Raw genomic sequence first — 17,097 nt, forward strand, 5'->3', positions numbered from 1 at the left:
CCCGCACCCGATCAGGTGCGGGGCTTCGTCACTTCGGAGGGGCCGTCTAGTCGCCGTCGCCGCCGGACGACGACCGGCTCGAACTCCCGCTCTTCCCGGCGTGGCTCACCAGCTCGCCCGCGAAGCGCGTCACCGCGGCCACTCCGCGGACCCAGCGGGGCCCGCCGCGCTCCGCCCACACCACACAGACGCATCCACCGACGGCCAGCGCCAGGATTCCGAGCAACACCACATTGACCATGGTCCCCATCCCCGTATTCGTATGCGTACGTATGCGTAAAGGCCTCAGGACGAGGCGCGTGGCACCAGTTCCGTGGGCAGGACGATCTGCGGGCGGTCCAGGCGGCGGGAGGCCGCGGGGCGGCGGTCGGATATCTCCGCGAGGAGTACGTCCGTCATCGTGCGGCCCATCTCCGCGATCGGCTGGCGCACGCTCGTCAGGGGCGGGTCCATATGGCGGGCGATCGCCGAGTCGTCGAAGCCGACCAGGGCCACGTCCTCCGGTATGCGGCGGCCGGCGGTGCGCAGGATCTGGCGGGCGCCCGCCGCCATCACGTCGGAGCCTGCGAAGACCGCGTCCAGGTCCGGCCTGCGGTCCAGCAGCTCGGTCATCGCGCGGCGGCCGCCCTCCTCGGTGAAGTCGGCGGGGGCGATCAGGTCCTCGTCGGGCGGCGTGCCCGCCTCCGTCAGGGCGTCGCGGTAGCCGTCGAGGCGGCGCTGGGCGCCGTACACGTCGAGGCGGCCGGTGATCGTCGCGATAGTGCGGCGACCTCGGGAGAGCAGGTGCTGCACCGCTTCGCGGGCGCCCGCGAAGTTGTCGGAGTCGACCGAGGCGAGCGTCTCGTCGGCGGACCTGCGGCCGCTGATCACGGCCGGGATCTCCAGCTGTTCCAGGAGGTCCGGCAGCGGGTCGTCCGCGTGGACCGAGACGAGGAGTACGCCGTCAACGCGGTGCGCGGCCAAGTACTGGGCCAGGCGTCTGCGCTCCCGGTCGCCGCCCGCGAAGGTCAGCAGGAGCTGCATCTCCGTGTCGGCGAGGGCCGCGCCCACGCCGTGGATGATGTCGGAGAAGTACGGCTCGGCGAAGAAGCGCGACTCCGGCTCGGGGACGACCACCGCGATCGAGTCCGTGCGGTTGGCGGCCAGTGCGCGGGCCGCCGTGTTCGGTACGTAGCCGAGCTCGGCCACCGCCTCCTCGACGGCGACGCGGGTGTGCTCGCTGACCCGTGGCGAGCCGTTGATCACGCGGGACACGGTGCCGCGGCCGACACCGGCACGCGCGGCCACCTCTTCGAGTGTCGGACGTCCCCCGCTGCGGCTCTTGGGCTGACGACTCCCCATCAATGCCTCCCCACCTCGCGCAATCTAACAGCCGGCCATGGTTGCAGGTCGCACACATCTACGACTTCCGCCACGGAAGGACCAACTCCCGCCGTCGGGTGCCTTGACACCCCCGGGCCGAGCCGCGACTCTTCAAGACATCACACATGGGAGCGCTCCCACCGTACCTGGCTCTTACACGACCCGCACGTACCCTGCCCCGATTCACACTCCACGCACCGCAGTTGACCAAGGGCGGCCGGCACGTCGGAGCACGAGGAGGACGCAATGCGCTTTTCACCTCGCACGTCCCGCAAGGCGGTGGTCCTCGCGGCCGTCGCCGCACTGGGCGCCGGGCTGCTTGCCGGCTGCGCCGAGGACAAGGAGGAGCCCGGCGGCTCCTCGGGCGGAGGCGGCGGAGGCGGCGAGGGCAAGACCACGCTGACCGTCGGAGTCTTCGGGGCTTTCGGTCTCGAGGAGGCCGGGCTTTACAAGGAGTACGAGAAACTCCACCCGGATATCAAGATCAAGCAGAACTCCGTGCAGCGCAACGAGAACTACTGGCCCGCGCTGCTCACCCATCTCAGCAGCGGCAGCGGCCTCTCCGACATCCAGGCCGTCGAGGTCGGCAACATCGCCGAGCTGACCGGGACCCACTCCGACAAGCTGATGGACCTCGGCAAGGTCGCCGGAGTGGACGAGAACGACTTCCTGGACTGGAAATGGCAGCAGGGCACCACCGACGACGGCAAGACGATCGGCCTCGGCACCGACGTCGGACCGACCGGTATCTGCTACCGCAAGGACCTCTTCGAGAAGGCCGGCCTTCCCAGCGACCGCGAGGACGTGGCCAAGCTGTGGGCGGGTGACTGGAACAAGTACCTCGACGTCGGCAAGCGGTACCAGAAGAAGGCCCCCAAGGGCACCTCCTTCGTGGACGGGGCGACCGGCGTGATGGCCGCCGTGCACGCCTCCGGCAAGGAGAAGTTCTACGACAAGGACGGCGAGCTGATCTACAAGGACAGCGCCACGGTGAAGGAGGGCTGGGACATCGCCGCCCAGTTCGCCGAGGCGGGCCTCACCAGCAAGCTCCAGCAGTTCCAGCCCAGTTGGGACCAGGCGATCTCCAACGGCGCCTTCGCCACCATCACTTGCCCGCCCTGGATGCTCGGCTACATCAAGGACAAGGCCGGCGACAAGGGCGAGGACAAGTGGGACGTCGCCGCCTCGCCCAGGCCCGGCAACTGGGGCGGCTCCTTCCTCGCCGTACCCGAAGCGGGCAAGAACAAGGAGGAGGCGGCCAAGCTCGCGGCCTGGCTGACCGAGCCCAAGCAGCTCGCCAAGCTCTTCGACGAGCGGGCCAGCTTCCCCAGCGCCGACGCCGCATACGCCCTGCCCGAGGTGAAGGACGCCAAGAACCCCTACTTCGGCAACGCGCCCGTGGGCCAGATCTTCTCCAAGGCCGCCGAGGGCGTGCCGGTCCAGCCCATCGGCCCCAAGGACGGAATCATCTCCCAGTACCTGGCCGACACCGGAATGCTCGGCATCGACCAGAAGGGAACCGCCCCCGACAAGGCCTGGGACAAAGCCGTGAAGACGATCGACAACGCACTGGACCAGTGAGCCGGAATGACCAGTGACGCACACGCCGCCGCGCCCTCCGAGCGGGAGGAGGGCGCGGCCCCCCGCGCACGGGCCGCCGCCCTGACCGATCCCGCCGACGAGCGCCGCAGGGAACGGCAGAGGGAACGCCGCAGCCGCCGCTACCGCTGGGACGTCAAATGGAGTCCCTACGCGCTGATCGCGCCGTTCTTCCTCTTCTTCATCGCCTTCGGGCTCTTTCCGCTGCTCTATACGGGGTGGGCCTCGCTGCACCGCGTGGAGCTGGGGACGCCCACCGACATGGAATGGGTGGGGCTGCGCAACTTCTCGCGCCTCATCGACGACGAGTTCTTCTGGAACGCGCTGCGCAACACCTTCGCCATCGGCCTCATCTCGACCGTGCCGCAGCTGCTCATGGCACTGGGCCTCGCGCACCTCCTCAACTACCGCCTGCGCGGCTCGATGTTCTTCCGCGTCGCGATCCTCACCCCGTACGCCACATCGGTGGCCGCCGCGACGCTGGTCTTCGTCCTGATGTTCAGCCGCACCGACCACGGCATGATCAACTGGGCGCTAGGGCTGGTCGGGGTCGACGCGGTCGACTGGCAGAACGGCGACTGGACCGCCCAGTTGGCGGTCTCCTCCATCGTCATCTGGCGCTGGACGGGCTACAACGCGCTGATCTATCTCGCCGCGATGCAGGCCATCCCGAACGATCTGTACGAGTCGGCCGCGCTGGACGGTGCGAGCCGCTGGCAGCAGTTCCTGCACGTCACGATCCCTTCGCTGCGGCCGACGATCCTGTTCACCTGTGTCGTCTCGACCATCGGGGCGACCCAGCTCTTCGGTGAGCCGCTGCTGTTCAGCCAGGGCGCGAGCCCCACCGGCGGCTCCGACCACCAGTTCCAGACCCTTGGCCTCTATCTCTACGAGCAGGGCTGGTTCAACCAGCACCTGGGCCGTTCGTCGGCCATCGCCTGGACGATGTTCCTGATTCTCGTGCTGATCGGCCTCGTCAACTGGGCCATCAGCCGCCGGATCCGCAAGAGCGCGTGAGGGGATGACGTGACGACCACTCTGTCGAAAAGCGCGAAGAAGCGGGGCGCCGGGCGCCATCTGCACGGCGGGAAGCTGACGTACGCCGTGCTGATCGTCTTCACCATCGGCTCGCTCTTCCCGCTGGTGTGGACCGCGATCGCCGCATCGCGCAACAACACCCGGCTCGCCGAGACTCCCCCTCCCTTCTGGTTCGGCGGCAATCTCTTCAAGAATCTGGAGATCGCCTGGACCGACGCCAATATGGGCACGGCCCTGCTCAACACTCTGGTGGTGGCCGGCACCATCACCGTCGGCACGGTGCTGTTCGCCACCCTCGCGGGCTTCGCCTTCGCCAAGCTCCGCTTCCGGTTCCGCAACACTCTGCTGCTCCTGGTGATCGGCACGATGATGGTGCCGCCCCAGCTCAGCGTCGTCCCCCTCTTCATGGTCGTGGCGGACCTCGGCTGGACCGACCAGCTGCAGTCCGTCATCCTGCCCACCCTGGTCAGCGCCTTCGGCGTGTTCTTCATGCGGCAGTACCTCAAGGAGGCGCTGCCCACCGAACTCCTCGAGGCCGCACGGGTGGACGGGGCGAGCAGTCTGCGGGTGATCTGGCACGTGGTCTTCCCGGCCGCGCGCCCGGCGATGGCGGTCCTGGGCATGCTGACGTTCGTCATGGCCTGGAACGACTTCTTCTGGCCGATCATCGCCCTGACCCAGGAGGGCCAGCCCACCGTGCAGGTCGCCCTGGCCGGCCTGGGCCGCGGGCAGATCCCGGACCAGTCCGTGATCATGGCGGGCGCGCTGCTCGGCACGCTGCCGCTGCTTATCGCCTTCGTGCTGTTCGGCAAGCAGATCGTGGGCGGGATCATGCAGGGCGCGGTAAAGGGCTGACCAGGCCGCCGCCCGCGCCCTCTCCTCGCTTCTCCTTTCAACTCCCCCTTTCCGTACGAACCTTGGGAGCGCTCCTATGGCACGTGAGAACCTGCGCTTTCCGCCCGGCTTCCTGTGGGGCGCCGCGACCGCCGCGTACCAGATCGAGGGGGCCGCGCGGGAGGACGGCCGCACCCCCTCCATCTGGGACACCTTCAGCCATACGCCGGGCAAGGTGCTCGGCGGGGACACCGGGGACGTCGCCGTCGACCACTACCACCGGTGGCGCGACGACGTACGCCTGATGGCGGACCTGGGCCTGACCTCGTACCGCTTCTCGGTCTCCTGGCCGCGGGTGCAGCCCACCGGGCGCGGGCCCGCCGTCCAGCGCGGACTCGACTTCTATCGCGGACTCGTGGACGAACTGCTCGCCCACGGCATCCAGCCGATGGTGACCCTCTACCACTGGGACCTCCCCCAGGAGCTGGAGGACGCCTTCCCCAGCGGATCCGCGGCGGGCGGCGGCTGGCCTGAGCGCGACACCGCGTACCGCTTCGCCGAGTACGCCGGGATCGTGGGCGAGGCGCTCGGTGACCGCGTGGAGATGTGGTCGACGCTCAACGAGCCCTGGTGCAGCGCCTTCCTCGGCTATGGCTCGGGGGTGCACGCCCCGGGCCGCACCGACCCCGTGGCCGCCCTGCGCGCGGCTCACCATCTCAACCTCGCGCACGGTCTCGGCGCCCAGGCGCTGCGCGAGCAGCTGCCGGCCCGCGCCCGCATCGGCGTCAGTCTCAACCCGAGCGCGGTGCGCCCGCTCACCGCGTCGGCCGGCGATCTCGACGCGCGGCGCCGGATCGACGCGCTGGCCAACCGCGTCTTCACCGGGCCCATGCTCCGTGGAACGTACGACGACGATCTGGTCGCCGACACCGCACGCCTCACCGACTGGTCCTTCGTCCAGGACGACGATCTGCGCATCACCCGGCACCCCCTCGACTTTCTCGGCATCAACTACTACTCGCCCGCCGTCGTCTCGGCCGCCACCGGAGAAGACGCCGCCACCGGCCCGCGCAAGGACGGCCACGGGGCAAGCGAGCACTCCCCCTGGCCGGGCGCCGACGAGCATGTCTCCTTCCACCGGGCGCCCGGTGAGCTCACCGCGATGGACTGGCCGGTGGATCCGACCGGCCTCACGGACCTTCTGCTTGAGTACACCGCTCAGGCTCCCGGGGTTCCGCTTTACGTGACGGAAAACGGCGCCGCGTACGACGACAAGCCCGGCGAGGACGGCCAGGTCCACGACCCCGACCGGGTCCGCTATCTGCACTCCCACATCGCGGCCGTGCACCACGCGATCCTCGCCGGCGCGGACGTACGCGGCTACTTCCTCTGGTCGCTGCTCGACAACTTCGAGTGGGCGTACGGCTACAGCAAGCGGTTCGGCGCGGTCCACGTCGACTACGAGACGCAGGCCCGCACCCCGAAGTCGAGCGCCCACTGGTACGCGAAGCTCGCCGCGAGCGGCGAGCTGCCACGGGAGTACGTCGCCGACTGACCGGACGCAAAAGTGCGCCTCGACCGGGTGGGGGGATGCCGGTCGAGGCGCCGTTGGGGGGTGGTTGCTCAGGTGCGGACTCTGTGGACTCTGTGGACTCTGCGGGCTTTCCTCGTTACTTGTTGTACGCGCCGAACGCCTTCGTGAAGGCGAGCGGCTCCTGCTCGATCGATGAACAGGTCGGCTGCGCACCGTTGTTGGCGCCGCCCTCGCACGCCTTGTCGCGGGTCGACGACCACATGGCCAGCCAGCCGATGCCCTTCTCCTCGGCGAACTTCACCAGCTGCGTGGCGTCCTCCACCTTGAAGATCTCGGTGGTGACGTCGTTGACGCCGATCATCGGGGTGACCGCGACCGCCTTCCAGGCCTCGGCGTCGGACAGGCCGAGGGCGCCCTTGATCTGCTTCTGCGTGGCGGTGGCGGCGTCGATGGCGTACTGGCCCATGTCGCCGCTGTAGGACGGCCCGTAGTCCATCGCCATGATGTTGACCGCGGATACCTTCACGCCGTTCTTCTTGGCGTCGGCGACGAGGTCGACGCCCGGCTGGGTCAGCCCCTCGGGCATCACGGGCAGCGTGAACGAGACGTCCAGGCCCTCGTGTTCCTTCTGCAACTGCGCTATGGCCTGTGCGCGGCGGGTGTTGGCGGCGGTGTCGGGCAGGGCGGCGCCCTCGATGTCGAAGTCGACCTTCGTCAGCTTGTACTTGTCGATGACCTTGCCGTACGCCTTGGCCAGCGCGTCGGCGGTGTCGCACTTGAGGCCGAGCTCGGATCCCGCGGCGCCGCCGAAGGAGACGCGTACGTCACCGCCCTTGTCCCGCAGGGCTCCGATCTGCGAGGCGACCTTGTCGTCGTCGAGGCCGGTGGTGCCGCCCCACAGGGGCTCGCAGCCGCCGCCGGAGGTGATGAAGGCGAGGTTGAACTCCTTCACGCCGGTCTTGGTCGCCGTGTCGACGAGGTCGTACGCGGGGGCGAGTGAAGTGTCCACGAACGGGGCGAAGTTCGCCTGGGCGGCGGCCTTGGCGGTGCCCTCGGCCTGGGCGGTGTTCTCAGCGGGGGCCTTGGTCGCCTGGGCCGTTGCGGAGAAGGCGAAGGCTCCGCCGCCGACGAGGGCTGCTGCCGCGAGGCCGCCCATGACCTTGGCCTTGGTGCTTACCGTGCGCCGGTGCGTTGTGCTCATCGCTTGCCTGCCTTGGGGGTGCGGGGGGTGGGTGCGTGCAGCACGTTAACCCCGCGGGGGCGCGGCATTTGGGGCATAGCGGGTGGAGGGCTGGATCTTAGGGTGGGCTTAAGGGAGCGATCGGGGGTGGTTAATTGTTCGCTGTCTAGTGCGGGCCGTGGGTGGATTTCCGCGCTCCGCGCGGGGTTTCCCCAGCCACCCGCCCATTACCCCGAAGCGGGTAGGTGAATTTCCGCGCCCCGTGGGCGGGACCTACCCCGCAGTGGCCCGCCCTCCGCGACGACCGTGGGCGGGACCTACCCCGCAGTGGCCCGCCCTCCGCGACGACCGCGGGCGGGACCTACCCCGCAGTGGCCCGCCTTCGGCGGCGTACCGAACCCCGGTGGCCCCGGCCCCCGGGCACGGGCCTGCGGCCGTCCAGTTGGATCCAGATGCGGACCTCGGTTCCGCCGAGGACGGACCGGCCGATGCGGACGTCGCCGCCCGTCGACTCCGCCAACTGCCGCACGATGTCCAGGCCGAGCCCCGTCGACCCGTCCTCCCCGGAGCCGCCGCCCCGCGTCAGGGCAGCCTGCGGATCGGCGATGCCGCCGCCCGCGTCCGAGACCAGGACGATCACCGCGTCCTCGGCGCTGTGCACGTCCACCGCGAACGCCGCGCCCTCCCGCGTGTGCCGGAAGACATTGCCCAGCAACGCGTCGAGCGCGGCGACCAGTTCGGGGCGCGCCACCGGTATCCACACCGGCAGGTCCACCCCCGCCACCCGCACCTCGCGCCCCTCGTCCTCGGCGAGCGCCGACCAGAAGGCCATCCGCTCCTGGATCACTTCGGAGGCGTCGCAGCCCGCGCCGGGCCCGACCGTGGCGGTCTGCGGCTTCGCGTCCCGCGCCGTGCGGATGATCGTGTCGACCTCGCGCTCCAGCTTCTCCACGGCCATGCGGGTCTGTTCCGCCACCGGACCGTCCCCCAGCGAGGCCGCGTTGAGCCGCAGCACCGTGAGCGGGGTACGCAGGCGGTGCGAGAGGTCGGCCGCCAACTCGCGTTCGTTTGCGAGGAGTTGGACGACCTGGTCGGCCATGGAGTTGAACGCCACCGCCGCCAGGCGCAGTTCGGTCGGGCCCTCCTCCACCACCCTCGCCCCCAGCTTCCCCTCGCCGAGGTCGTGCGCGGCGCCCACCAGGCGCTTGGCGGGCTGGACCATGCGTACGCCGAGCCGGTCCGCGACCGCCACGGACCCGATGACCAGCGCGATGCCGACGCCCGCGAGCACCAGCCACGTCGTGGTGACACCGTTGCTGACCGCGTCCTCGGGCACGAAGATCTCGACGACCGCGATCTTGCCGGAGCTGAGCGCCGTCGGCTGGAGCAGTGCGAAGCCGCCGTCGACCGTCGCCGTCCGCGCCCGGCCCTCCTTGCGCGTGGTCTCCACCGCCGCCGCCTCGGCGCGCCCGTCGCCGATCTCCAGGGCGGGCGTCTTGTCGATCGCCGGTACGTAGACGGCCATCCGCCCCTCGCCGCCCGCCTCGGACGTGGCGACGGCCCGCATCAGTTGATCGCGGTCGGTGGTGATGGAGAGCGTGGGGCCCATGCCGGCCGCGTGCCGCTCCGCGTTCGAGAAGGCCCGGTCCCGCGCCATCTCCTGGATGACGAGCCCGAGCGGTACCGCGAAGGCCACCACGACCATCGTCGTGACGGCCAGGCAGACCTTGACCAGGGCCCATCTCACAGCGGTGGCTCCGTCAGCGGTGGCTCCAGCTTGACGCCGACCCCCCGCAGCGTGTGCAGATAGCGCGGCCGCGCCGCCGTCTCGCCCAACTTCCGCCGCAGCCACGACAGATGGACGTCGATGGTCTGGTCGTCGCCGTAACTCTGCTGCCACACCTCGGCGAGGAGTTCCTTGCGCGGTACGACGACTCCGGGCCGCCCCGCGAGGAAGGCGAGCAGATCGAACTCGCGCCGGGTCAGATCGAGCCGCGCCCCGTCAAGCTCCGCCTGGCGCCGCAGCGGATCGATGGCGAGCCCGCCCACCCGGATCTCCTCCCGGCCGGCCGGCGCCTCGCCCGCCGTCGCGCGCGAGCGGCGAAGGACGGCGGCCATCCGGGCCGACAGGTGCTCGACGGAGAACGGCTTGGTCAGATAGTCGTCGGCGCCGTCGTTCAGGAGCCGTACGATCTCGGTCTCGTCGTCCCGCGCGGTCGCGATGATCACGGGTACGTCGGTGATCCCGCGCAGCATCTTCAATGCCTCGGAACCGTCCAGATCGGGCAGACCGAGGTCAAGAATCACCACGTCAAAGCGGAAATGGGCGACCTCGCGCAGCGCCTCGAGGGCCGTGCCGACGCTGCGCACGGTGTGCGATGCCTCGGTCAGATGCCGGATGAGGGCGGAGCGTACGAACTGGTCATCCTCGACGACGAGCACACTTGCCATGGGCGGCACCGTACGCCATACGGACGACACCGGTCCTCCTGGGACGCCTGTGCGGTGCGTGGTGCAGTATGGCTGGCGATGCGCAGAGGACTCGTACACGCAATGGCTTGGTCGCTCGCCACCGGCGCCGCGGTCACGCTGTCCTGGTGGGGTGTCCACACGGTGATGGCGGGCACGGCGTACGACCCGCCGCGGGCCGTCCCGCTCTCCGCCGACGGCGGCGACGCCGAGCCGCTCTCCTCCTCGACGCACCGCCCCGATCCGACGCCGACCACCGGCGCCACGCACTCCTCGAAGCCCTCAAAGCCGTCGAAGTCGCAGAAACCGTCCAGGTCCCCCGAGAAGGATCCGCCGAAGCCCCCGCCGAGCGGTTCCTCCGCCCCCGCCGCCACGGCGGGCAACGTGAAGAGCTACTCGACCGACGGCGGCCGGGTCGTCTTCGACCTCGGCAAGGACTCGGCGACGCTGGTCTCGGCGACCCCGGCGGCGGGCTGGTCGGTCCAGGTGTGGAAGCAGGACACCTGGATCAGGGTGGAGTTCACGTCGGGCGCCGACCGGGTCTCCGCGTTCTGTACCTGGCACGACCACGCCCCGGCGGTCGAGATCAACAAGTACTGAGGCCTGGCCGGTTCAGCGGAAGACCGACGGCGGCGGCGCGGGCGACGCGACCGCCCCGGCGTCCGTGACGGCGGCCGCTCCCCCGCTGAAATCGGCGAGCGCCCTGCCGTGCTCGACCCGCGCCGGATGCGAGTCCCCCGCGCTGCGCCGGGTCAGCTCGGCGATCGGCAGCGGCTGATCGCGGCCGACGAGCACCGCGTTGCCGAACCGCTTGCCGCGCAGCACGGCGGGGTCGGCGATGAGCGCGAGCTCCGGGAAGACGGCGGCGGCGGTGGAGAGCTGGCCGCGCAGATGCGCGAGCGGCGGCCCGTCGGCGAGGTTGGCCGCGTAGTACCCGCCGGGCTTCAGGACCCTGCGTACGTCGGTGAGGAATTCCGTGCTGGTGAGGTGTGCGGGCGTCCTTGCCCCGCTGAAGACATCGGCGATGACGAGGTCCGCCCAGCCGTCCGCGATCTTGGCGAGGCCTTCGCGGGCGTCGGCGCCGCGCACCCGTACCCGGGCCTGGGGGTCCAACGGCAGTTCGCGGCGGACGAGTTGGATGAGCGCCGTGTCGCGCTCGATGACCTGCTGGGTGGAGCGGGGGCGGGTCGCGGCTATGTAGCGGGCCATGGTGAAGGCGCCGCCCCCGAGGTGCAGGGCGTGGACCGGCTTTCCGGCGGGCGCCACGAGATCGGCCACGTGTCCGAGCCTGCGCTGGTACTCGAAGTCGAGATACGCCGGGTCGTCGAGGTCTACGTGGGACTGCGGGGCACCGTCGACGAGCAGCGTCCAGGCACGCGGCCGGTCCCGGTCCGGCATCAGCTCGGCGAGCCCGCCGTCCACTTCCTCGACAACGGCCTCGGCCGCTTCCCGCCCCCGCCTGTTTCTTGCCATCAGCCCATTATCCGCGCAGAACAGCACCCCTGCCCGCGCTGCCGTGGGCAGGGCCTCAGCGACAGCTGTCCGCGGCCTCGATGGTCCGGGCGGCCTGCCCCAGCGCGGCCCGCAGCACAGCGGGATCAGTCACCGGATCGGCCTCGCCGGACGGCGGAAGCAGCCACCCCGTCCCGGCAACAGGCGGCGCAGGCACCGGCTCCGGCTCGGCGCCGTACACACTCACCCCGTGCCCGAAGGTCTGCGTACAGGCGCTCCCCGGCAGATCCCAGCCGTCCGCGGTCCCCGGCGGCACCAGAAAGCCCAGGGTGTCGCAGCTCCCGTCGTGCAGCACGGGCCCGACCCCGTCGCCCTCGCCCGCGGCCCGGCGCAGGATGTCGACGGCCTCGAGGCCCTGCCGGGCGGGCACCGTCACCAGGTCGCAGCAGTCCGCAGGCCCCGGCGGCGAGGCGGGCGCCGCACTGTGGTCCTGGCTCGGCAGATGGGCAGCCGTCGTCGACGATGCCCGCGAAACAGCGTTCTCCGTGCCGATCTCCAACATGGGGACCCCTCCTCGCAAGGGTGGAAGCCGCGTCGCTCCCTCTCCGCATGGTTCAACGCGAGGCGGCGTCAACGGCTACGGCGGCACGCCGCCGCAAAGGATGGCAGTTCATGGCAGATCGTGGGTGAGATATCCCGTTTGTAGCCAAACTCCGCGTGGCGCCCCGGTCACAGCCGGTACGTTCGTGCTCCGCCGGAACAGGGGCAGCACCGCCAGATCCACGAGATGCGGCACACTCCGGCACGATCCGCACGAGAGGGTCAGGCCATGGCGTCGTCACCGATGACATCGTCAACTCAGTCTCCACGACGGAATCTTCTCTTCCGGCAGCTGCGCGGGCAGCGCTCGCCGGGTGAGTTCGCCGCCGCGGTCCGCCGGGCCGCTCGTGAGATCGGCGAGCGCGTCAGCTGCGACGCCCGTTACATCGGGCGCGTGGAGGCGGGCGAGATCCGCTGCCCCAACTACGCGTACGAGCGGGTGTTCCTGCACATGTTTCCCGGCCGGACGCTGACGGACCTGGGGTTCACCCCCCGCTCGGCGGTGCGCGGGCGGGGGGCGCGCAACGAGTCCGAAGCGCCCGCACCACACACCACGATCCAGCTGTATGAGTCCCCTCCGTCCGGGCCGCCCGGCTCCGAGTCCCACGAGTGCGACCCGTACGAGATCCAGAGTCACGAGGAGAGCGACGTGCTGCGTCGCGCATTCATGAGCGGCACGGCCACCGTGGCCGCCGCCTCTTTGGGCCCCTTCGGGCTCGCCGCCCAGGACCCGGCCGAAGCCGCCGCACAGCGCGGCAGCCGCGTGGGCGAAGCGGAGGTGAGCGCGGTCGAGGAGGCCGTGCGGAAGATCCGGCTGCTCGACGACCGGCACGGCGCCGACGGGCTCTACCGAAGGGCCTCCGCCCCGCTGAAGACGGCCTACGCCCTGCTCGACGCCGGAACCACCCGGCAGTCGACGGCGGACCGGCTGCACACCGGCGCCGGTGAACTGGCCATCTCCGTGGGCTGGTTGGCGCATGACTCGGGGCGCTTCGACGACGCGCGCTCGCACTACGCCGAGGCCCTCGCGACCGCCCGGATGGCCGGCGACCCGGCCCTGGAGGCGCATGCCTTCTGCAATACGGCCTTCCTGGCGCGCGACGCGGGCCGGCCCCGGGAGGCGGTGCGTGCGGCGCAGGCGGCGGCGCGTGCCGCCCGGCACCTCTCGTCGCCCCGGCTGGTCTCGCTGATCGCGCTGCGCGAGGCCGGGGGCTGGGCGGGGCTCGGCGACCGTGCGGGCTGCGAGCGGTCGCTGGCCCGTGCGCACGCGCTCTTCGACCGGGGCCCTTCGGACGCCGACCCGGAGTGGATGAGCTTCTACGGGGAGGCCGAACTCGACGGGCTCGAGGCGCAGTGCTGGTCGGCGCTCGGCGACTGGGAGCGGGCGGCCCGGCACGCCCGGCGCGCTGCGGGCGTGGCATCGGCGCAGACCCCGCAGTTCACCCGGAACATCGCCCTCTACACCGCCGAGCTCGCCGACGACCTGGCCCGGGCCGGCCGCCCCGACGAGGCGGCGACCGCGGGCCTGCGCGTGCTCACGCTCCTGGACGAGGTGCAGTCGTCCCGTATCCAGTCGATGCTCGCGACGACGGCGCGGGTGCTGCTGCCGCACCGGCGGGCTTCGGGGGTCGGCGGCTTCCTGGAGCGGCACGCATCGCTGCCGCGGGCCGTGTAGCCGCGGCCGCTTTCGGCCTTCTGTGCCAGGTGCCCGGTTCTATGTCAGGTGCCCGCTTCTACGCCAGGTGCCCGGTCTCGTTCCACGACTCGATGGCCGGTTCGCCATAGGCCCAGCCGAGGGTCGAGATCGAGGTCGGGTTGAGCCGGATGCGGGCGGCGAAGTCGATGCCGAGGCCAAGCCAGCGTGCGCCGATGGACCGCAGGATGTGTCCGTGCGCGAAGACCAGGACGTCGCGGTCGGCCTCGCGCGCCCAGGCCACCACCTCGTCCGCGCGGGCGGTGATCTGCTCCAGGGTCTCTCCCCTGGGGACGCCGTCGCGCCAGATGAACCAGCCGGGGCGGACCGCCTGGATGTCGGCCGGGGTCATTCCTTCGTAGGAGCCGTAGTCCCACTCCATGAGCGTGTCCCAGGTGGTGGCCCGGTCCCCGAAGCCGGCGATCTCGCAGGTCTCCCGCGCGCGGGAGAGGGGGCTCGTGCGCACCTCGACGTCCGGGAGGCCGTCGTAGGGAGCGCGGTGCAGTCGCTCGCCCAGGAGCTTCGCGCCGCGGCGGCCCTCTTCCAGAAGCGGGACATCCGTCCTGCCGGTGTGCTTTCCGGACAGGGACCACTCGGTCTGTCCGTGCCGGGCCAGCAGGATGCGCGGTGCCATGACGAGCCTTTCCGAGTCGGCGGCCATCGGCCGCCAAAGGACGAATTCTGCGGACAGATGGCTGTCCGTACCCTCCATCATCACCCACGCGCGAGGCCCCGATCACTCGTGCCCACAAGGAGCAACCCGTCCGACGATCTCAGCGTCTAAGTCCACTGGAGGTCGCCTCCGGGGGGTATTCGCGTACGCCGTAAAGTGAGTCGGCCAGTACTGGAGTACGAACGCGGAACGACCACTGGGCGACCGCAAGACAATGGATGGGGGACCGGCCGGATGCCGCAGACCGACGCTCCGGGCATCGGGGGGAGCAGCGGGCAACGGCTTCGCTGGTGGACCGAGTTGCCGTTGATAGCCCTGGTGTACGCCGCGTACTCGGCGGGCCGGCTGCTCGCGCGCGGCGATGTGTCGACCGCCGTCGACCACGGTCTGGCGCTGCTGCGTGCCGAGAAGTTCCTGCACATCAACGCCGAGAGCCCGCTGAACCGTCTCTTCACCGCGAACTCCTGGATAGGCGTCCCGGCCGACTTCTGGTACGCCTCGCTGCACTATCTGGTGACCCCGGCGGTCCTCATATGGCTCTTCCGCAGCCGCGCGGTCCACTACCGCGCGGCACGCGCGTGGCTGATGATCTCCACCCTGATCGGCCTGGTCGGCTTCACCCTCCTTCCGACGTGCCCGCCCCGCCTGTTGGCCGAGGGCCACGGCTTCGTCGACACCATGGCGCAGTACAGCGACTTCGGCTGGTGGGGCGGCGAGGCGAGCGCGCCGCGCGGCCTCGGCGGCATGACCAACCAGTACGCGGCGATGCCGAGCCTGCACGTGGGGTGGGCGCTGTGGTGCGGGGTGCTGCTGTGGCGCCACGGACGCACTCCGCTGACCAGGGCCGTCGCGGTCGCCTACCCGCTGCTCACCACGATCGTCGTGATGGGCACCGCGAACCACTACCTCCTCGACGCGGTCGCGGGGATCGCCGTGATGGGCGTGGGCCTGCTGCTCGTACGGCCGGTGCTCGGGCTCGCGGACCGGGCGCGGGAGCGGTTCGGGCTTGCGCCGGTGGGGGCGTGGCAGCCGTCGGCCGTGGTCACATCGCACTCCGGCTCGGCCGCGGCGGGGGCATCGGGCACGGGGACATCGGGGGTCGGGGCATCGGGAGCGGGGGCGCTCAGTGGCTCGTCCACCGCGCGGCGCGGTGCCTCGCACGCCCCAGAATCCTCAATTGTCAGTGGCGAGTGCCAGACTTCGACAGGTGAGCGAATTCCCCGACCGCGCAAGCGGCCTGCCGAGTCAGGAGCCGAGCCGGGTGCCCAGTCCGCCGACGCGGGGGACAGCACTGCGACAGCGGCTCGCTGAGCTGCGGGGACCTGACGTCCCCGCGAAGCCGCTCGACGCCCGTGCGCTCGCCGCCCTCGCCGCGAATCCGGGATGCCAGAGGCGAGCGCTGCTCGACGGTGCGGGGGTGGACAAGGCGACGCTGGCGCAGTCGCTCGGCTCTCCCGGCTCCTTCGGGCAGTCCCAGTTCGCGTTCATGCGGGGCAATGCCTTCGAGGCGCGGGTCAAGGCGGACGGCGGCGCGGAGCTGCTTCGCCTCGCGCATGCGCGGCTCGGGGGCGGTCCTGAGCCGGTGCCGGGCGAGTCGTCGGTCCCCGACCTCGCCGCGGTGGGCCCCGAGGGACGGGCCGCGCGTACGTCACTTGCCCTGCGCGAGGCGACGTCGGCGGAGGGCTGGACGCTCCTGGACCACCCCATGCTGGCGCTGGACGTCGCGGGGACACCGGCGTTCCTGGAGCCGGACGCGGTGGTGATCCATCCGGACGGCACCTGGACGGTCGTCGAGATCAAGTCCTTCCCGATGATCGACGGTTCGGCGGACGCGTCGAAGGTGGGCGCGGCCGCACGCCAGTCGGCGGTGTACGCACTTGCGCTCGAGCGCGTGGCGGCCCGCATGGAGCCCGCGCCCCGGGTCCGGCATCACGTCCTGCTCGTCTGCCCCAAGGACTTCTCGAACCTCCCCGCGGCGTCGGCCATCGACGTCCGCAAGCAACTCTCGGTGACCAGACGCCAGTTGGCGCGCCTCACCCGTATCGAGGACATCGCGGCAGCGCTGCCGCCGGGCACGACGTTCGACGTCAACGGCCCTGCCGAAGCCCTGACGGCCGCGGTCGAATCCGTCCCCGCGACGTACGCCCCCGAGTGCCTGGCCGCCTGCGAACTGGCCTTCCACTGCCGCGAACGCTCCCGCGAGGAAGGCGCCGTCACGTCCCTGGGCCGGGCGGTTCGCGGGGAGCTGGGCGGCCTGACGACGGTGGAGGGAGTCCTCTCGGCGGCACACGGCGTGACGGGCGATCCGACGGACCCGGCGGTGGCGGCGCTGCGGAGGGCGGCGGCGCTGCGGGCCGAGGCGCTTGCTGGCGTGGGCGCCTTGGCTGGCGGGGGCGCCTTGGGCGGTCCTGCCGGGGGTGGGGAATGCTGACCCCCCTCGCTGCGCGGCCCGCCGACTGCTCTCCCACCCACCCGCCCGTTTACCCGGCAGCGACCGTCGGCGGCCCCCTCACCCTGCCGCGCCTATCCCCTGCCGCAGCCAACCGCTCTCCCATCCACCCGCCCGATTGCCCGGCAGCGGTTGGTTGGCTGCGGGTGGGCAATCCGCCGCGGAGCGGCGAGGGCGGCGGGCGCGGTCCGCAGCTGGAGGAGGCTCCCGTCTC

The 17,097-nt window shown here is 71.1% G+C and carries 15 protein-coding genes and 1 pseudogene; 8 read left to right on the forward strand and 8 right to left on the reverse strand.

Annotation, left to right across the window (positions count from 1 at the left end; genetic code table 11):
- Nucleotides 1–46 precede the first annotated feature (46 nt).
- Together AB0G47_RS09175 and AB0G47_RS09180 are read right to left on the reverse strand one after the other, a co-directional pair.
- A complete protein-coding gene (locus AB0G47_RS09175; RefSeq protein ID WP_360766564.1) occupies nt 47–241 on the reverse strand; it encodes a hypothetical protein in 195 nt (64 codons plus the stop codon).
- A gap of 44 nt (nt 242–285) precedes the next feature.
- Complete coding sequence (locus AB0G47_RS09180; RefSeq protein ID WP_360765937.1) at nt 286–1,341, reverse strand: LacI family DNA-binding transcriptional regulator; 1,056 nt, start codon at nt 1,339–1,341, stop codon at nt 286–288.
- A gap of 267 nt (nt 1,342–1,608) precedes the next feature.
- Here AB0G47_RS09180 and AB0G47_RS09185 point away from each other — a divergent pair, with 267 nt between their 5' ends.
- The 4 genes from AB0G47_RS09185 (at nt 1,609) to AB0G47_RS09200 (ending at nt 6,388) form a co-directional block, all read left to right on the forward strand.
- The gene (locus AB0G47_RS09185) at nt 1,609–2,943 is read left to right on the forward strand and encodes an ABC transporter substrate-binding protein (protein ID WP_360765940.1); all 1,335 of its coding nucleotides are present in this window, start codon (nt 1,609–1,611) and stop codon (nt 2,941–2,943) included.
- Between the two features lie 6 nt (nt 2,944–2,949).
- Nucleotides 2,950–3,978: a sugar ABC transporter permease gene (locus AB0G47_RS09190; RefSeq protein ID WP_360765943.1), complete on the forward strand. Its 1,029-nt coding sequence runs from the start codon at nt 2,950–2,952 to the stop codon at nt 3,976–3,978.
- 9 nt (nt 3,979–3,987) lie between these two features.
- Complete coding sequence (locus AB0G47_RS09195) at nt 3,988–4,854, forward strand: carbohydrate ABC transporter permease (RefSeq protein ID WP_360765946.1); 867 nt, start codon at nt 3,988–3,990, stop codon at nt 4,852–4,854.
- Between the two features lie 76 nt (nt 4,855–4,930).
- Nucleotides 4,931–6,388 carry a GH1 family beta-glucosidase gene (locus tag AB0G47_RS09200; RefSeq protein ID WP_360765949.1) on the forward strand — a complete coding sequence of 486 codons (1,458 nt, stop codon included), beginning with the start codon at nt 4,931–4,933 and terminating at the stop codon, nt 6,386–6,388.
- A 115-nt stretch (nt 6,389–6,503) separates the two neighbouring features.
- Here the strand turns inward: AB0G47_RS09200 and AB0G47_RS09205 are convergent.
- The 3 genes and pseudogenes from AB0G47_RS09205 to AB0G47_RS09215 form a co-directional block, all read right to left on the reverse strand.
- A pseudogene (locus AB0G47_RS09205) lies at nt 6,504–7,400 on the reverse strand (chitinase); the annotation flags it as partial.
- Nucleotides 7,401–7,908: 508 nt separating this feature from the next.
- Complete coding sequence (locus AB0G47_RS09210; protein WP_360765951.1) at nt 7,909–9,294, reverse strand: HAMP domain-containing sensor histidine kinase; 1,386 nt, start codon at nt 9,292–9,294, stop codon at nt 7,909–7,911.
- Complete coding sequence (locus AB0G47_RS09215; RefSeq protein WP_360765954.1) at nt 9,291–9,998, reverse strand: response regulator transcription factor; 708 nt, start codon at nt 9,996–9,998, stop codon at nt 9,291–9,293. The genes AB0G47_RS09210 and AB0G47_RS09215 overlap by 4 nt, the downstream gene beginning before the upstream one ends.
- A gap of 78 nt (nt 9,999–10,076) precedes the next feature.
- Here AB0G47_RS09215 and AB0G47_RS09220 point away from each other — a divergent pair, with 78 nt between their 5' ends.
- Nucleotides 10,077–10,616, forward strand: a complete 540-nt coding sequence (locus AB0G47_RS09220) for a hypothetical protein (protein WP_360765957.1) — start codon at nt 10,077–10,079, stop codon at nt 10,614–10,616.
- 12 nt (nt 10,617–10,628) lie between these two features.
- Here the strand turns inward: AB0G47_RS09220 and AB0G47_RS09225 are convergent, their stop codons facing one another.
- Nucleotides 10,629–11,489 carry a fused MFS/spermidine synthase gene (locus AB0G47_RS09225; RefSeq protein WP_360765960.1) on the reverse strand — a complete coding sequence of 287 codons (861 nt, stop codon included), beginning with the start codon at nt 11,487–11,489 and terminating at the stop codon, nt 10,629–10,631.
- Nucleotides 11,490–11,544: 55 nt separating this feature from the next.
- Nucleotides 11,545–12,030 (reverse strand): hypothetical protein, encoded by a 486-nt coding sequence (locus tag AB0G47_RS09230; protein ID WP_360765962.1) that lies wholly within the window; start codon nt 12,028–12,030, stop codon nt 11,545–11,547.
- Between the two features lie 267 nt (nt 12,031–12,297).
- On the opposite strand from AB0G47_RS09230, the gene AB0G47_RS09235 reads away from it, so the two are divergent.
- Nucleotides 12,298–13,743 carry a tetratricopeptide repeat protein gene (locus tag AB0G47_RS09235; RefSeq protein WP_360765964.1) on the forward strand — a complete coding sequence of 482 codons (1,446 nt, stop codon included), beginning with the start codon at nt 12,298–12,300 and terminating at the stop codon, nt 13,741–13,743.
- A 58-nt stretch (nt 13,744–13,801) separates the two neighbouring features.
- Here the strand turns inward: AB0G47_RS09235 and AB0G47_RS09240 are convergent, their stop codons facing one another.
- Nucleotides 13,802–14,395, reverse strand: coding sequence for a histidine phosphatase family protein (locus AB0G47_RS09240; protein ID WP_360765966.1), 594 nt, complete (start codon nt 14,393–14,395; stop codon nt 13,802–13,804).
- 273 nt (nt 14,396–14,668) lie between these two features.
- On the opposite strand from AB0G47_RS09240, the gene AB0G47_RS09245 reads away from it, so the two are divergent.
- Both AB0G47_RS09245 and AB0G47_RS09250 read left to right on the forward strand, forming a co-directional pair.
- Entirely contained in the window at nt 14,669–15,745 is a 1,077-nt protein-coding gene (locus tag AB0G47_RS09245) for a phosphatase PAP2 family protein (protein ID WP_360765968.1), read from the forward strand.
- On the forward strand, nt 15,696–16,865 hold the full coding sequence (locus tag AB0G47_RS09250; RefSeq protein ID WP_360765970.1) for a hypothetical protein: 1,170 nt from the start codon (nt 15,696–15,698) through the stop codon (nt 16,863–16,865). The genes AB0G47_RS09245 and AB0G47_RS09250 overlap by 50 nt, the downstream gene beginning before the upstream one ends.
- Nucleotides 16,866–17,097: the final 232 nt, after the last annotated feature.

Source organism: Streptomyces sp. NPDC021622 (assembly GCF_040640795.1).
Classification (GTDB): Bacteria; Actinomycetota; Actinomycetes; order Streptomycetales; family Streptomycetaceae; genus Streptomyces.

Excerpts from the sequence above, each read along its gene's own strand:
- AB0G47_RS09175 (WP_360766564.1), bottom strand. The coding sequence starts at position 241 with ATGGTCAATGTGGTGTTGCTCGGAATCCTGGCGCTGGCCGTCGGTGGA.
- AB0G47_RS09180 (WP_360765937.1), bottom strand. The coding sequence starts at position 1,341 with ATGGGGAGTCGTCAGCCCAAGAGCCGCAGCGGGGGACGTCCGACACTC.
- AB0G47_RS09185 (WP_360765940.1), top strand. The coding sequence starts at position 1,609 with ATGCGCTTTTCACCTCGCACGTCCCGCAAGGCGGTGGTCCTCGCGGCC.
- AB0G47_RS09190 (WP_360765943.1), top strand. The coding sequence starts at position 2,950 with ATGACCAGTGACGCACACGCCGCCGCGCCCTCCGAGCGGGAGGAGGGC.
- AB0G47_RS09200 (WP_360765949.1), top strand. The coding sequence starts at position 4,931 with ATGGCACGTGAGAACCTGCGCTTTCCGCCCGGCTTCCTGTGGGGCGCC.
- AB0G47_RS09215 (WP_360765954.1), bottom strand. The coding sequence starts at position 9,998 with ATGGCAAGTGTGCTCGTCGTCGAGGATGACCAGTTCGTACGCTCCGCC.
- AB0G47_RS09220 (WP_360765957.1), top strand. The coding sequence starts at position 10,077 with ATGCGCAGAGGACTCGTACACGCAATGGCTTGGTCGCTCGCCACCGGC.
- AB0G47_RS09225 (WP_360765960.1), bottom strand. The coding sequence starts at position 11,489 with ATGGCAAGAAACAGGCGGGGGCGGGAAGCGGCCGAGGCCGTTGTCGAG.
- AB0G47_RS09230 (WP_360765962.1), bottom strand. The coding sequence starts at position 12,030 with ATGTTGGAGATCGGCACGGAGAACGCTGTTTCGCGGGCATCGTCGACG.
- AB0G47_RS09235 (WP_360765964.1), top strand. The coding sequence starts at position 12,298 with ATGGCGTCGTCACCGATGACATCGTCAACTCAGTCTCCACGACGGAAT.
- AB0G47_RS09240 (WP_360765966.1), bottom strand. The coding sequence starts at position 14,395 with ATGGCACCGCGCATCCTGCTGGCCCGGCACGGACAGACCGAGTGGTCC.
- AB0G47_RS09245 (WP_360765968.1), top strand. The coding sequence starts at position 14,669 with ATGCCGCAGACCGACGCTCCGGGCATCGGGGGGAGCAGCGGGCAACGG.